The 12,728-nt window shown below is 63.1% G+C and carries 10 protein-coding genes; 5 read left to right on the top strand and 5 right to left on the bottom strand.

From position 1 onward, the window contains the following. Positions 1 to 51: 51 nt before the first annotated feature. The 4 genes from SR858_RS00445 to SR858_RS00430 form a co-directional block, all read right to left on the bottom strand. Positions 52 to 1,914, bottom strand: coding sequence for an alpha-amylase family protein (locus SR858_RS00445; RefSeq protein ID WP_019923629.1), 1,863 nt, complete (start codon positions 1,912 to 1,914; stop codon positions 52 to 54). Between the two features lie 18 nt (positions 1,915 to 1,932). After that, positions 1,933 to 4,251 (bottom strand): TonB-dependent receptor, encoded by a 2,319-nt coding sequence (locus tag SR858_RS00440; RefSeq protein WP_019923628.1) that lies wholly within the window; start codon positions 4,249 to 4,251, stop codon positions 1,933 to 1,935. A gap of 219 nt (positions 4,252 to 4,470) precedes the next feature. Then, positions 4,471 to 5,532 carry a LacI family DNA-binding transcriptional regulator gene (locus SR858_RS00435; protein WP_019923627.1) on the bottom strand — a complete coding sequence of 354 codons (1,062 nt, stop codon included), beginning with the start codon at positions 5,530 to 5,532 and terminating at the stop codon, positions 4,471 to 4,473. A 3-nt stretch (positions 5,533 to 5,535) separates the two neighbouring features. After that, the gene (locus SR858_RS00430; protein ID WP_026637601.1) at positions 5,536 to 6,144 is read right to left on the bottom strand and encodes a glutathione S-transferase N-terminal domain-containing protein; all 609 of its coding nucleotides are present in this window, start codon (positions 6,142 to 6,144) and stop codon (positions 5,536 to 5,538) included. A gap of 129 nt (positions 6,145 to 6,273) precedes the next feature. Here SR858_RS00430 and purB point away from each other — a divergent pair, with 129 nt between their 5' ends. From purB to SR858_RS00405, 5 genes are all read left to right on the top strand, one after another. Next, complete coding sequence (gene purB / locus SR858_RS00425) at positions 6,274 to 7,650, top strand: adenylosuccinate lyase (RefSeq protein WP_019923625.1); 1,377 nt, start codon at positions 6,274 to 6,276, stop codon at positions 7,648 to 7,650. 150 nt (positions 7,651 to 7,800) lie between these two features. Then, entirely contained in the window at positions 7,801 to 8,328 is a 528-nt protein-coding gene (locus SR858_RS00420) for a cytochrome b (protein ID WP_019923624.1), read from the top strand. 30 nt (positions 8,329 to 8,358) lie between these two features. Further along, positions 8,359 to 8,910, top strand: a complete 552-nt coding sequence (locus tag SR858_RS00415; RefSeq protein WP_019923623.1) for a YceI family protein — start codon at positions 8,359 to 8,361, stop codon at positions 8,908 to 8,910. A 39-nt stretch (positions 8,911 to 8,949) separates the two neighbouring features. After that, a complete protein-coding gene (locus SR858_RS00410) occupies positions 8,950 to 9,522 on the top strand; it encodes a YceI family protein (RefSeq protein ID WP_019923622.1) in 573 nt (190 codons plus the stop codon). 118 nt (positions 9,523 to 9,640) lie between these two features. Continuing rightward, positions 9,641 to 11,800, top strand: coding sequence for a S46 family peptidase (locus SR858_RS00405; protein ID WP_019923621.1), 2,160 nt, complete (start codon positions 9,641 to 9,643; stop codon positions 11,798 to 11,800). Between the two features lie 81 nt (positions 11,801 to 11,881). Here SR858_RS00405 and SR858_RS00400 read toward each other — a convergent pair whose 3' ends face one another. Next, complete coding sequence (locus tag SR858_RS00400) at positions 11,882 to 12,616, bottom strand: GAF domain-containing protein (protein ID WP_026637600.1); 735 nt, start codon at positions 12,614 to 12,616, stop codon at positions 11,882 to 11,884. Positions 12,617 to 12,728: the final 112 nt, after the last annotated feature.

Below are 12,728 nucleotides of genomic sequence, written 5' to 3'. Positions count from 1 at the left end.
CTCCGCGCCCTTGCGGACGAGTGTATCCCAGCCCTGGGGGCCGGTTTGGAATTATTCGCGTGCCAGCCAGTACATCGCGTACGTCGCCAGCGTCAACGTCCCGGTCAGGAGACCCGGCGTCACCACGTCGCGCCACGCGCCAACCAGCGCGTACTGCTGCGGCGCTGCCGAGAAGTTGAACAGCGTGAGGAGGCGTTCGCCGTGGGCGAGCGCCAGCACGCCGGCCGGCGCGTCGGCCAGCAAGGTGCGCGGGGCACCGGCAGCCAGGGCGTCGTGGCCACGGCGGGCGCGCAGCAACTGCGCCAGCCCTTCGTACATCGCGCCTTCGGTGGTATCGGCATCGTGGCGGTGTTCCCAGCGCTGCTGGTCGAACACGGGGCGGTGCAGCCAGCGGCTGTCCATCGCGTGCTCGGGGCGGGCCAGGTAGCTCTCGTCGTTCAGCATCGCCAGCTCGTCGCCCATGTACAGCACCGGCAGCGCGCCAAAGCTCAGCGCCAGGCCATGCAGCAGCAACATGCGGCGCAGCGCCAGCGCGCGCTCTTCTTCGGTGGCGGCAGTCTGCAAACCGGTCAGCGACGCGGCCATGCCGTTGCTGCCATGCGCCGCGTTGGGATCGGTGCTCTGGAAGATGGCGCCGCGCGCATAGCTGCCCGGCGTGGCGCCGGCAAAGAAGCGCGAGGCGGCGGCCAGCCGTGCGGCGCTGTTCTCGCCCGCTTCGGCGCGCAGCACGTTCCAGCCGATGTCGTCGTGGCAGCGCACATAACTGAGCCAGGTCGCCGCGCGCGGCAGGTCCGGCGTGTTGTGCACTACCGCGCGCAGTACTTCGGTATCCTGCTCGGCCAGCGCCACCCAGCCAGCGGCCATCAGGCTGCTGTGGTAAGCGATATGGCATTCCGGTGCTTCGGCGCTGCCCAGGTAGGCGGGCAGCTCGCGCGTGGGCACGATCGCTTCGGCCTTGAGCAGCACGCCCGGCGCGACGATATCGACAATGGCGCGCAGCGCCTGCAGCAGCTGGTGCGCCTCGGGCTGGTTCATGCTGTTGGTGCCTTCGCGCTTCCACAGGAAGGCGGTGGAATCGAGGCGGAACGCTTCGATGCCGCGATTGGCCAGGCGCAGCATCACGGCTGCCATCTCGGCAAACACGTCCGGGTTCGACCAGTTCAGGTCCCACTGGTAAGGGTAGAACGTGGTCCATACCCAGCCGCCGGCCGCTTCCACGTACGTGAAATTACCGGGCGCTACCTGCGGAAACACCTGGCCCAGCGTGCGTTCGTGGCGGTCCGGCAGGTCGCGGTCCGGGAACACGTGGAACCGGGCGCGGGCCTGGGCATCGCCGGCCTTGGCGGCCAGCGCCCACGCGTGGTCGTCGGCCACGTGGTTGAGGATCAGGTCCGAGCACAGGCTCACGCCGGCGCCGCGCAGCTGTTCCGTCAGCGATTCGAGGTCGGCATTGCTGCCGAGCGCAGGATCAACTTCGTCGAAACTGGTGACGGCAAAGCCGCCATCGTTTTCGCCGGCACGTGGACGCAGGAACGGCAGCAGGTGCAAATACGTCACCCCCAGCTCTTGCAGGTACGGGATGCGCCGTGCCACGCCATTCAGGTCGCCGCCGAACTTTTGCACGTAGGTGCAGTAGCCGAGCATGCGCTGGTCGAGGAACCAGTTGGGGTCGGCTGCGCGCTGCGCGTCCTGCGCGTGCAACTCGGGCGAACGCTGGGCGTGCAGCTGGCCCAGCGCTGCCATCAGGTCGCCGAACCAGGCATCGAAACCGGCATGGCCGCAGTGGTCGCCGTACAGGCCGGCCAGCAACCGGTGCAGCACCGGGCCGCTGGCGGCCAGGCGCTGCGCCGCCGGCGCGCGCAGTTGGTCGGGAAGGACCGCCAGCAGGCGGTCGGCAAAAACATCAGAAGCCATGGTCGGTTGCTTGATTGATTAGAACGCGTAGGAGACAGTCGCCTTGACGGCGCGGCCGGTGACCGAGCGCGCGGCATGGCCGTCGCCTTCGATCTCGGTGTAGCCGATCTTGTTGAACAGGTTGTTGGCGCTGAGGGCAACCGTCGCCTTTTCGGTCACGCGGTAGTTGACGAAGGCGTTGACGATCGCGTACGACGGCATGATGATGGTGTGCGCATCGTCGCCCCACGACTTGCCGGTGCCGACCACGCTGGCGCCCACGGTCGCCTGGCCGAAGGTGTAGCTCGGCGCCACCTGGTAAATCCACTTGGCCTGGCGGCGCGGGGTGTTGCCGATGTTGGCGACATCCGCCGCAGCGGTCCCGACGATCTTGGCGTGGGTGTAGGTGGCGCCGCCGGTGATGCGGAAGTCGCCGATGCTGTACGCGCCTTCCAGCTCCACGCCCTTGGCGTCGTAGCGATTCGAGGTGCTGCGCTGGGTGGTCGCTTCGTAGTTGCTCTCGTCGGTCTTGGCCTGGAACAGGGTGACGAACGTGCTCACGCCGCCGCTGCGCCATTTCACGCCGCCCTCGTACTGCTTGACGGTGTTGATGTTGATCGGCGCGCTGCCGTCGAGCGGGGTGCCGAACAGGATGCGGTCGGCATTGAAGGCCACGCCATCGCTCACGCGCGCGAACGCCGCCAGGTTGCTGGTGATGCGGTAGTTACCACCGACCGAATACGAAGTATGGTCCACCTTGTAGTTGACCATCTGTTCGGTGGCCGGGTTGTACAGCAAGCCGTTGACGGCATTGGCCGAAGTGCTGGCCGAGGCCAGGTTGGCGGTGCCGGTGGCTTTCTGGTTATCGCGGCGCACGCTGGCGTCCAGGTTGACCGGACCGACTTCGTAACCGACGTTCAGGTACGGCGACGTGGTCTTGTATTCCATGTCCACGGCGCGCGAGCAGCAGCCGCCGAAGGCCGGGCCGACCAGGCCCGGGGTGGCGCTGGCAGTGCGCAACAGGGCCGGCTTGTCGCCGGTGGCCTGCATCAGGTATTCGTTGAAGTTCCAGGTCAGCGCCAGCTTCTGGTTCGACAGGTACAGGCCCGCCGTGGTGGTCAGCCTGGCGCCGCCGCCGAGCTGGAAGGTCTTCGACAGCTTGGTGTCGTTGAGGGTGTTGCCGGCGTCGTCGATCGAGGTGTTGAACACCACGGCCGAAAACGCGCGGCCGTTGTAGGCCTGGCCGCGGTTCGGGCCGGTGGCGATGGTGTAGTTGCCGACCGTGCCGTTGTTGCCGGCGAAGATGCCGGTGAAACGGCCACTGTTGTCGGCGGTGCGGAAGTTGTTCGACAGTGTCCAGCCGTCGCCGAGCTTGAACGAGCCTTCGAGGCCGAAGGTGTTGCTCTTGACGTGCAGGCCGTCGTTGACGTCGGTGGAGACCGGCGTGTTGTTCTTGCTCAGGACCACGTCGCGGGTCCAGTACGGCGAGTAGAAGCTGACCGTGCGCGGGTCAATGCCGGGGATTTCGCTGATGTGCTGGTTATTCACGCTCACCGGCACCGGCAGCGCGGTCGGGGTCTTGTCGTCGAGGTGCTTGAACGACAGGCGGATGAAGCCGTTGTCGAGTTCGTGCGTGATATTGCCGCGCACCTGGCCGCCGCTGGCGGTGCTCATGCCGGTGTCGCGCACGCCTTCGCCGGTGCGGTAGTTGCCGCCGATGAAGAAGCGGGTCTTGTCCGAGATCGGCGCGCCGTAGCTGAAGTCATAGCGGGTTTCGTCGTAGCCGAGGCCGCGGCTGATCGCAATCTTGCCGCCCTGCTCTTCGCCGGTCTTGGTGATGAAGTTGATGATGCCGCCCGGGGCGTTGGTGGCCAGCGTGGAGGCCGAGCCGCCGCGCACCACTTCCAGGTGGTCGAGCGTGCTGTCGATCTTGACGAAGCTGTCGGGCGTGGTGAAGTTGAAGTCGCCGAATTGCAGTACCGGCAGGCCGTCTTCCTGGATCTGCACGTAGCGCGCGCCGCCGGCCGAAACCGGCACACCGCGCACGGTGATGTTGGCGTTGCCTTCGCCACCCGACGATTCGGCGCGCACGCCCGGCACCGAGCGCAGCACTTCAGCGGCGCTGAGCGGCGCGGCGTTCTGGATGGCATCGCCTTCAATGGTACTGATCGACACGCTCGACTTCATCTTCGACGAGCCGAGCGTGGTGCCGGTGACGATCACGCGCTCCATGTTCAGGCCGTCTGGCTGGGCTGCCGGTGCGGCAGCGGTGGTGTCTTGTGCGTGGGCGCCCAGGTGCAGCATGGCGATCGCGACAGCGGCGGCGATGCCGCCCAGTTTGGGGGTGCTTTGTATCATGGTGATCTCCGGTGTTGTTGTCGTTTTGCTCTGCTGCATTATTGAGCAGATATGCCATTATTCACCGGAATGAAAATTAATGCAATCGATTGCATACCGTGTTGCACAAAGCCATCCATGCAGAATGATCATCTGGAATCTAGCTGGGAACAAAGAGATTTGGATTGCTGCGCTGCGGTATAAATAGTTATGCAATCGGTTGCATAAACCCCACAATCCTCAGACTGTGCGGCTACTGCTGCGCACGACCAAGGTGGTCGGCAGTTGTTGCGACGGCGCTTCGCGGCCCTCGATCAGTTCCAGCAGCGACGTCACCAGCGCCCGACCCGCTTCGCGGATCGGCTGGCGGATCGTGGTCAGCGGCGGGTGGAAATAGCTCGACAATTCGATATCGTCGTAGCCGACCACCGCCACCTGCCCCGGCACGTAGAGGCCGTGTTCGCGCATGGCGTTAATCGACATCATGGCCAGCAGGTCGGAGCCGGCGAAGATGGCGTCGAACGCCACGCCCCGGCGCAGCAGCTCCTCGACCGCCTGCTGTCCGCCCGAGGGCAGGAACGATACCGGCACCAGCAGTTCCGGATCGATGCCCACGCCGGCGCGCTGCAAGGCGCGGCAGTAGCCGGCATAGCGCAGCCCGACCTCGGGCAGGTTGATGTCGCCGAAGAAGGCGATGCGGCGCCGGCCTTCTGCCAGCAGATGGTCCACCGCCAGCTCGCCGCCGGTGACGTTGTCGCCGCCCACGGTGCAGTACAGCTGCTGCGGCAGCTGCGCGCCCCACACCACGATCGGCACGTGGCGCGCGGCCAGCTGGTTCAACTGGTCGTGGTGGCGCCACTGGCCGATCAGCACGATGCCGATCACGCGGCCGGTGTCGAACGGCGCGGCGGCAGCGTCGAGTTCGTCGGCGTCCACGCGCGAGACCAGCATGTCGAAGCCGAGTTCGGTGAGCGCATCGGCCAGGCTGCCGAGCATGCCGAGGAAGAACGGGTCGGACAGGTGCTGGCGCGTGTTGTGGTCGTACGGGATCACCACGCCGATGGTGCGGTTCTGCTTCATGCGCAGGTTTTGCGCGCCGATATTGATCGTGTACTTGAGCGAGCGCGCCAGTTCCATGATGCGCACCCGCGTCTCTTCACTGACCAGTTTGCTGCCGGCGAGCGCGCGCGAGACGGTGGACGTGGACACGCCGGCCAGGCGCGCAATGTCGGCCATTTGCAGGCGCCGCTGCTGGGCGGCGGACGGGTTGCTGTCGTCGGCGGACGGCTTGGAGTCGGCCATCACTCAGGCGGACGGGAAAGTGTCCTTGAACGACTGGCGCTCGGACAGCTTGTCGAACAGGCGCGCCAGGTTGGCGTGGTCGTCGCGCCAGCCGATGTGCGGGAAACGGAATGCCAGCCAGCCCAGCGTGCAGCCGACCGCGACGTCGGCCAGCGAGTAATTCTTGCCCATGCAGTAAGGCAGGTCGCCGAGCTTGTCGGACAGCGCGGCCAGGCCCAGCTTGACCTTGCCCTGCTGGCGCGCCACCCAGTCCTCGCTTTGCAGCTCGATCGGCCGCAGGCGCTCGAGGCGCACGATGACCGCCGCGTCGATGATGCCGTCGGCCAGCGCTTCCCAGCACTTGACGTCGGCGCGGTCGCGGCTGTTGGCCGGCAGCAGCTTGCACACGGGCGTGAGCGTATCGAGGTACTCGACCATCACGCGCGAATCGATCATCACCGAGCCGTCGTCCATGACCAGGCTGGGCACCTTGCCCAGCGGGTTGAGCTTGCTGATGGCGGTATCGGGCGCCCAGACATTTTCCAGTTCGAACTGGTAGTCGAGTTTTTTCTCGGCCAGCACAACGCGCACTTTGCGCACATAAGGACTGCCGAGGGAACCGATGAGTTTCATAGCACGCTAACGTAGATGACCGAAGCACAGGCCGGGGTTGAAGATCGGTGGTGAGTATAACATCGGCAGGCACCTGCCCTGCCAATGGTAAAATCTGCCTTTGCGCATTTTTCACCCACTCCTGCCATCATGACCACTACTCCTTACTCCACGCTGTCGGCGCTGTCCCCGCTGGACGGCCGCTACGCCGGTAAAACCGATCTGCTGCGTCCCATCCTGTCCGAGTCCGGCTTTATGCACCACCGCGTCAAGGTGGAAATCTCGTGGCTGCAAGCGCTGTCGCTGGCCGGCTTCGACGAGATCAAGCCGTTCTCGGCCGAAGGCTCGGCCCTGCTCGACAAGATCGCCGCCGGCTTCACCGAACAGGACGCCGCCCGCATCAAGGAAATCGAAGCCGTCACCAACCACGACGTCAAGGCCGTGGAGTACTGGCTCAAGGAACAAGTGAAGGATGTGCCGGAACTGGTTGCCGCCTCCGAATTCATCCACTTCGCCTGCACCTCGGAAGACATCAACAACACCTCGCACGGCATGATGCTCAAGGCCGCGCGCGACACCGTGATGCTGCCGTCGCTGCGCAACGTGATCGCCAAGCTGACCGAAATCGCCCACGCCAACGCCGACCTGCCGATGCTCTCGCGCACCCACGGCCAGACCGCCAGCCCGACCACCCTGGGCAAGGAAATGGCCAACGTCGTGGCCCGCCTGCAGCGCGCGATCAAGCGTATCGAGCAGGTGGAAATCCTCGGCAAGATGAACGGCGCCGTGGGCAACTACAACGCCCACCTGTCGGCGTACCCATCGTTCGACTGGGCAGCGTTCTCGAAAGACGTGATCGAAACGCGCCTGGGCTTACAGTTCAATCCGTACACGATCCAGATCGAGCCGCACGACTACATGGCCGAACTGTTCGACGCCTTTGCCCGCGCCAACACCATCTTGCTGGACCTGAACCGCGACATCTGGAGCTATGTGTCGCTCGGTTACTTCAAGCAAAAGCTGAAGGCTGGCGAAATCGGTTCGTCCACCATGCCGCACAAGGTCAACCCGATCGACTTCGAAAACTCCGAAGGCAACCTCGGCCTGGCCAACGCCGTGCTGAAACACCTGTCGGAAAAACTGCCGGTCTCGCGCCTGCAACGCGACCTGACCGACTCGACCGTGCTGCGCAATATCGGCGTGGGCTTCGGCTACACGCTGCTGGCCTATGACAGCTGCCTGCGCGGCCTGAACAAGCTGGAAGTCAACCCGGCCCGCCTGGCAGCCGACCTCGACGCCAACTGGGAAGTGCTGGCCGAGCCGGTGCAAACCGTGATGCGCCGCTACGGCATCGAGAACCCGTACGAGCAGTTGAAGGAACTCACGCGCGGCAAGGGCATCTCGAAAGACGCGCTGCGCGACTTCATCACCGGCCTGGCCATTCCGCAGGAAGCCAAGGACGGCCTGCTGGCGATGACGCCGGCGAACTACATCGGCATTGCAGCGGCTCTGGCCAAAGCCATCTGATAAATTAAAGAAATCTCGCTTACACTAGCCCCCGCAACTGAAAAGTTCCGGGGGCTTTTTTATTCTGGTTTAATGCAAAGTTAAGCAAAAGAATTATTTGTTTGCTATAGTCCGATTTAGTCCTAACACGTACTAATTTCTGGAGCACCTATGCAACGCTATACCAAGACAGCCATGCTCCTGCACTGGCTGATCGCCGTGATGATCATCGCAGCCTTTTTCCTCGGGCTGACCATGGTTGCCATTCCCGGCTTCTCGCCCACCAAGCTCAAATACTTTTCCTGGCATAAATGGATCGGTGTGACGGTACTGGCCCTGGTGGCGATACGCCTGCTGTGGCGCCTGTCGCACAAGCCGCCTGCGGCACTGGCCAGCATTCCTCCGCTCCAGCACAAGCTGGCCGAAGGCATGCATTACCTGCTGTACTTCCTGATGTTTGCCGCGCCGATTTCCGGCTACCTGTACGGCAGCGCGGCCGGCGTGCCGGTGGTGTACCTGAAGCTGGTGCAACTGCCGATGATCATCGCCCCCGACCCCGAACTCAAGGCGCTGTTGAAGACGGTGCACTACGTCCTGGTCATGACCATGGCGGGCGCAGTCGTGGCCCATGCCCTGGCCGCCCTCAAGCATCACTTTTTCGACCGCGACACCACGCTCAAACGCATGCTGCCGTTCTAATCCCGCGACTTTACTTACCCGGAGCCCCACATGAAAACCCTGAACAAACTTGCCTTCGTCTCCCTGCTGGGCGTGAGCCTGATCGCCGGCGCCGCAGCACTCAAGGCCGATCCGGCCAAATCCACGGTCAGCGCCACCTTCAAGCAGATGAACGTGCCGATCGAGTCGAAATTCAAGAAATTCACCGCCACCATCGACTACGACGCGGCCAAGCCGGACGCATCGAAAGCGACCGTGGAAGTGGAAACGGCCAGCCTCGACATGGGCGACCCCGACTACAACAAGGAAGTGGCAAAGAAAGAATGGTTCAACGCCGCCCAGTTCCCGAAAGCGACGTTCGTCTCGAGCTCGATCAAGGCAGCCGGCGCCGGTAAATTGACCGTCACCGGCAAGCTGACCGTCAAGGGCAAGACCACCGACGTCACCTTCCCGCTGACCGTGAAAACCGAAGGCGGCAAGCAGGTATTCGACGGCGCCCTGCCGATCAAGCGCCTGGCCTACAATATCGGCGAAGGTGAATGGAAAGACACCAGCATGGTTGCCGATGAAGTGGTCCTGAAGTTCCACGTCGTCGCCGGCTAATCAATCACCACCACCACCACCACCAGGGAGATACCTCGCATGAAGCTGAAGTTACTGATCGCCACGCTGTTGACCGCCGCCACCGCCTCGTCGATGGCGGCGAGCACGACCTACAATCTCGACCCGACCCACACGTTCCCGAGCTTCGAGGCCGACCACATGGGCCTGTCGGTCTGGCGCGGCAAGTTCAACAAGAGCAGCGGCACGGTAACGCTCGATCCGGCAGCCAAGACCGGCGCGCTGAACGTCAAGATCGAGGCCGACTCGATCGACTTCGGCCTCGATGCGATGAACAAGCACGCCAAGGACGACACCATGTTCAACGTGGCCAAGTATCCGACCATGACCTACGTCGGCAAAACCTTCAAGTTCGAGGGGGACAAGCTGGTGGGCGTGGATGGCGAGCTGACCATGATGGGCGTGACCAAGCCGGTGTCGCTGAAGATCGACAAGTTCAAATGCATCATGCATCCGCGCTACAAGAAGGAAGCGTGCGGCGCCGACGCCACCGCCGAGTTCAAGCGCAGCGACTTCGGCCTCAATATCGGTCTGCCCGCATTCTCGCCGGAAGTCAAGCTGGCAATCCAGATCGAAGCCATCAAAGCCGACTGATTCCCCGGCATTGCAACAAAGCCCTGCCATCCACAGCCGTGGATGCGCAGGGCTTTTTTTTGTTGATATACTCCTCCCGCTGTTCCCAATCACCACTTTGGAAAACGATATATAACAAATGTATAAGACACTGATCGCGCTCGCCATCCTGAGCACCACCGCTGCCGCCCACGCCGACGAAGGCATGTGGATGCCGCAACAGCTGCCACAAGTAGCGAATCAACTGAAAGCCGCCGGCCTGGCGCTCGACCCTGCCTCGCTGACCAAGCTCACCGAGTTCCCGATGGGCGCCATCGTCAGCCTGGGCGGCTGCTCGGCCTCGTTCGTCTCGCCGCAAGGCCTGGTCGCCACCAACCACCACTGCGTGTATGGCAGCGTGGCCCACAATTCCACGCCCGAGCGTGACCTGCTGGCCAACGGCTTCCTGGCCAAGACCCTGAGCGAAGAGCTGCCGGCCGCCCCAGGCAGCCGCATTTTCGTCACCAAGGCCGTGACCGACGTCAGCAAGCAGGTGATCACTGCGGCCGTCGCCAAGCTCGACGGCAAGGCCCGCCTCGACGCGATCGAGAAAAACACCAAGAGCATCCAGGCCGAGTGCGAAAAGGACGCCGGCCACCGCTGCACCGTGTCGTCGTTCTACGGCGGCCTCGAGTTCTACCTGATCAAGCAACTGGAAATCCGCGACGTGCGCCTGGTGCACGCACCGCCTGAAGGCGTGGGTAAATTCGGTGGCGACACCGACAACTGGATGTGGCCGCGCCACACCGGCGACTACGGTTTCTACCGCGCCTACGTGAGCCGCGACGGCAAGGCTGCCGACTTCAGCGAGGACAATGTGCCGTACGTGCCTCAGCACTATCTGAAGCTGGCCAAGGAAGGCGTCAAGGAAGGCGACTTCGTCATGGTCCTGGGCTACCCTGGCCGCACCAACCGCCACCGCCTGCCATCGGAAGTGGCCTACACGTTCGACTGGAGCTACCCGGCCTTCGTGAAATCGTCGGGCGAGAGCCTGGCGATCATTGCCGAGACCACCAAGGACAACAAGGACACCGCGCTCAAGTACGCGTCGCAAGTGGCCAGCATCAACAACTACTACAAGAACCGCCAGGGCATGCTGGACTCGTACGCCGGCAGCGACATGCTGGCCCGCAAGACCGCCGAGCATGAAGCGCTGAAACAGTGGATCAATGCCGATGCCGCCCGTAAAAAGGAATTCGGCGCCGACATCGCAGCCGTGGAAAAGCTGATCGCCGAGCGTGACGCGGAGACCAAGCGCGACTATTTCCTGTCGTCGTCCAAGCCACGCCTGCTGAACACGGCACGCATGTTGTACCGCCTGGCCAACGAAAACACCAAGCCGGACACCGAGCGCAAGTCGGGCTACCAGGTCCGCGACGTACCGCGCATCAAGTCGAGCGTCGCAGCACTGGTGCGCAACTATGACGAGAAAGTGGACAAGGCGCTGATCCTGAACAGCCTGGTCAAGTACGCCGCCGAGCCAGCCAAGCAGCGCAACGCCGCCTTCGACAAGGTACTGGGCATCAAGGACGGTATGAGCAAGGCCGACCTGCAAGCGGCACTGGACAAATTGTATGCTGGCAGCAAGCTGGGCGACGCCGCCGTGCGCACTGCGTGGATCGATAAAAAACCGGCGGACTTCAAGGCCAGCGACGACAGCTTCATCCAGGCCGCCGTGGCGCTGTACGGCCCGGATCTGAAAGACGAAGAGAAAGAGGAAGCACTGGGCGGCAAGCTGCAGGAAGCCTATGCCAACTACATGAAAGCAAAAATTGCTTACATGAACAGCAAAGGCCAGGCCGTTTATCCTGACGCCAACAGCACCCTGCGCGTGACCTTCGGCCAGATCGCCGGCCGCCAGCCGGGTTCCGATGGCAGCGACTGGAAAGCGTTCACCACCGTCGCTGGCGTGGCCGCCAAAGCCACCGGCACCGGCGAGTTCAACGCGCCGAAAGCGCAGCTGGCCGCGATCAAGGCCAAGGACTTCGGCAAATATGTCGACCCGACGCTGAAATCGGTACCGGTTGCCTACCTGGCCACGCTGGACATCACGGGCGGCAACTCCGGCTCGGCCGCGCTCAACAGCAAAGGTGAATGGATCGGCCTGGCCTTTGACGGCACGCTCGATTCGATCATCTCGGACTGGGACTTCAACAAGGCCATGACGCGCTCGATCCAGGTCGACCTGCGCTACATCCTGTGGAACATGAAACACGTGGACCACGCCGACAACCTGCTCAAGGAAATGAACGCCGAATAAGCGTTTATCCCGGCACATCAAAACCACGCCCCGGCAACGCGGCTGGTTTTTTTATGTGGGCTTATGTGGGCTTAGTTGGCCTTAACGCTGCTGGCGGACGCCGAGCTCACGGCGCGCGATGTCGCCAAGCTCGCGCAAGGCGCGCGCTTGCTGACCGGTCAGACGACGCGGCTCGGTATCGATTACGCACAGCGAACCGAGCTTGAAACCGTCGGCGTCAATCAGCGGCACACCAGCATAAAAGCGAATATGCGGAGCGCCGGTCACCAGCGGGTTGTCGCGAAACCGCGCGTCGTCGAGCGTATCGGTGACAAAGAACATGTCGTCCTGGGCAATCGTGTAGTTGCAGAAGGCCCAGTCACGCGGGGTGTCTTTCATCGTCACGCCCTGGCGCGATAAAAACAGTTGCTGCGATTGCGTCAGCAACGTCAGCAAGGCAATTGGCGCCGTGGTGACGGTGGCCGCCAGCCAGGTCAACGGGTCGAATATCGGTCCGGTCTCGCATTCTCGTAATCCCGAGCGCTCCACCGCCGCCAGCCGCTGCACTTCGGCGGGGCTCAGCACATCGCCGCTCAGGGGTGCGACGTCGGCCAGGCCCGCGTCATGCGCGAGGCGCTGTTGCAAGCGCTGCACCGACGACAGGTGCACGCGGCGATGCCCGCCCGGCGTTTTCCACGACGGCAGATTGCCGTTTTCCATCCACAACTGTGCTGTCGAGATTGAAATGCCCAACAGGGCAGCGACGCCCTTGCTGGTCAGGATGGATTGCGGATCGCTATCGGCCGCTGTTTCTGAAGAAGGAAGTCTGTTGACCATGCCGGACTGTAACGCAATCGATGTGGCTGAACAAGGACCAGACTTTCGCTGAAATGCTAAATTCAATAGAAAAATATGATGAATTCAAATTATGGTGCTATAGTGCAACTCT

Origin of the sequence: Duganella zoogloeoides, from assembly GCF_034479515.1 — a bacterium.
Taxonomy (GTDB): domain Bacteria; phylum Pseudomonadota; class Gammaproteobacteria; order Burkholderiales; family Burkholderiaceae_D; genus Rugamonas; species Rugamonas zoogloeoides.
Note: the sequence above shows the minus strand (reverse complement) of the source record. Positions and strands in the feature narration are given on the sequence as shown.

Bases quoted from the DNA above. Each gene is read 5' to 3' on its own strand.
- SR858_RS00430 (WP_026637601.1), bottom strand. From the start codon at position 6,144: ATGAAACTCATCGGTTCCCTCGGCAGTCCTTATGTGCGCAAAGTGCGC.
- SR858_RS00440 (WP_019923628.1), bottom strand. From the start codon at position 4,251: ATGATACAAAGCACCCCCAAACTGGGCGGCATCGCCGCCGCTGTCGCG.
- SR858_RS00435 (WP_019923627.1), bottom strand. From the start codon at position 5,532: ATGGCCGACTCCAAGCCGTCCGCCGACGACAGCAACCCGTCCGCCGCC.
- SR858_RS00400 (WP_026637600.1), bottom strand. From the start codon at position 12,616: ATGGTCAACAGACTTCCTTCTTCAGAAACAGCGGCCGATAGCGATCCG.
- purB (WP_019923625.1), top strand. From the start codon at position 6,274: ATGACCACTACTCCTTACTCCACGCTGTCGGCGCTGTCCCCGCTGGAC.
- SR858_RS00420 (WP_019923624.1), top strand. From the start codon at position 7,801: ATGCAACGCTATACCAAGACAGCCATGCTCCTGCACTGGCTGATCGCC.
- SR858_RS00405 (WP_019923621.1), top strand. From the start codon at position 9,641: ATGTATAAGACACTGATCGCGCTCGCCATCCTGAGCACCACCGCTGCC.
- SR858_RS00415 (WP_019923623.1), top strand. From the start codon at position 8,359: ATGAAAACCCTGAACAAACTTGCCTTCGTCTCCCTGCTGGGCGTGAGC.
- SR858_RS00410 (WP_019923622.1), top strand. From the start codon at position 8,950: ATGAAGCTGAAGTTACTGATCGCCACGCTGTTGACCGCCGCCACCGCC.
- SR858_RS00445 (WP_019923629.1), bottom strand. From the start codon at position 1,914: ATGGCTTCTGATGTTTTTGCCGACCGCCTGCTGGCGGTCCTTCCCGAC.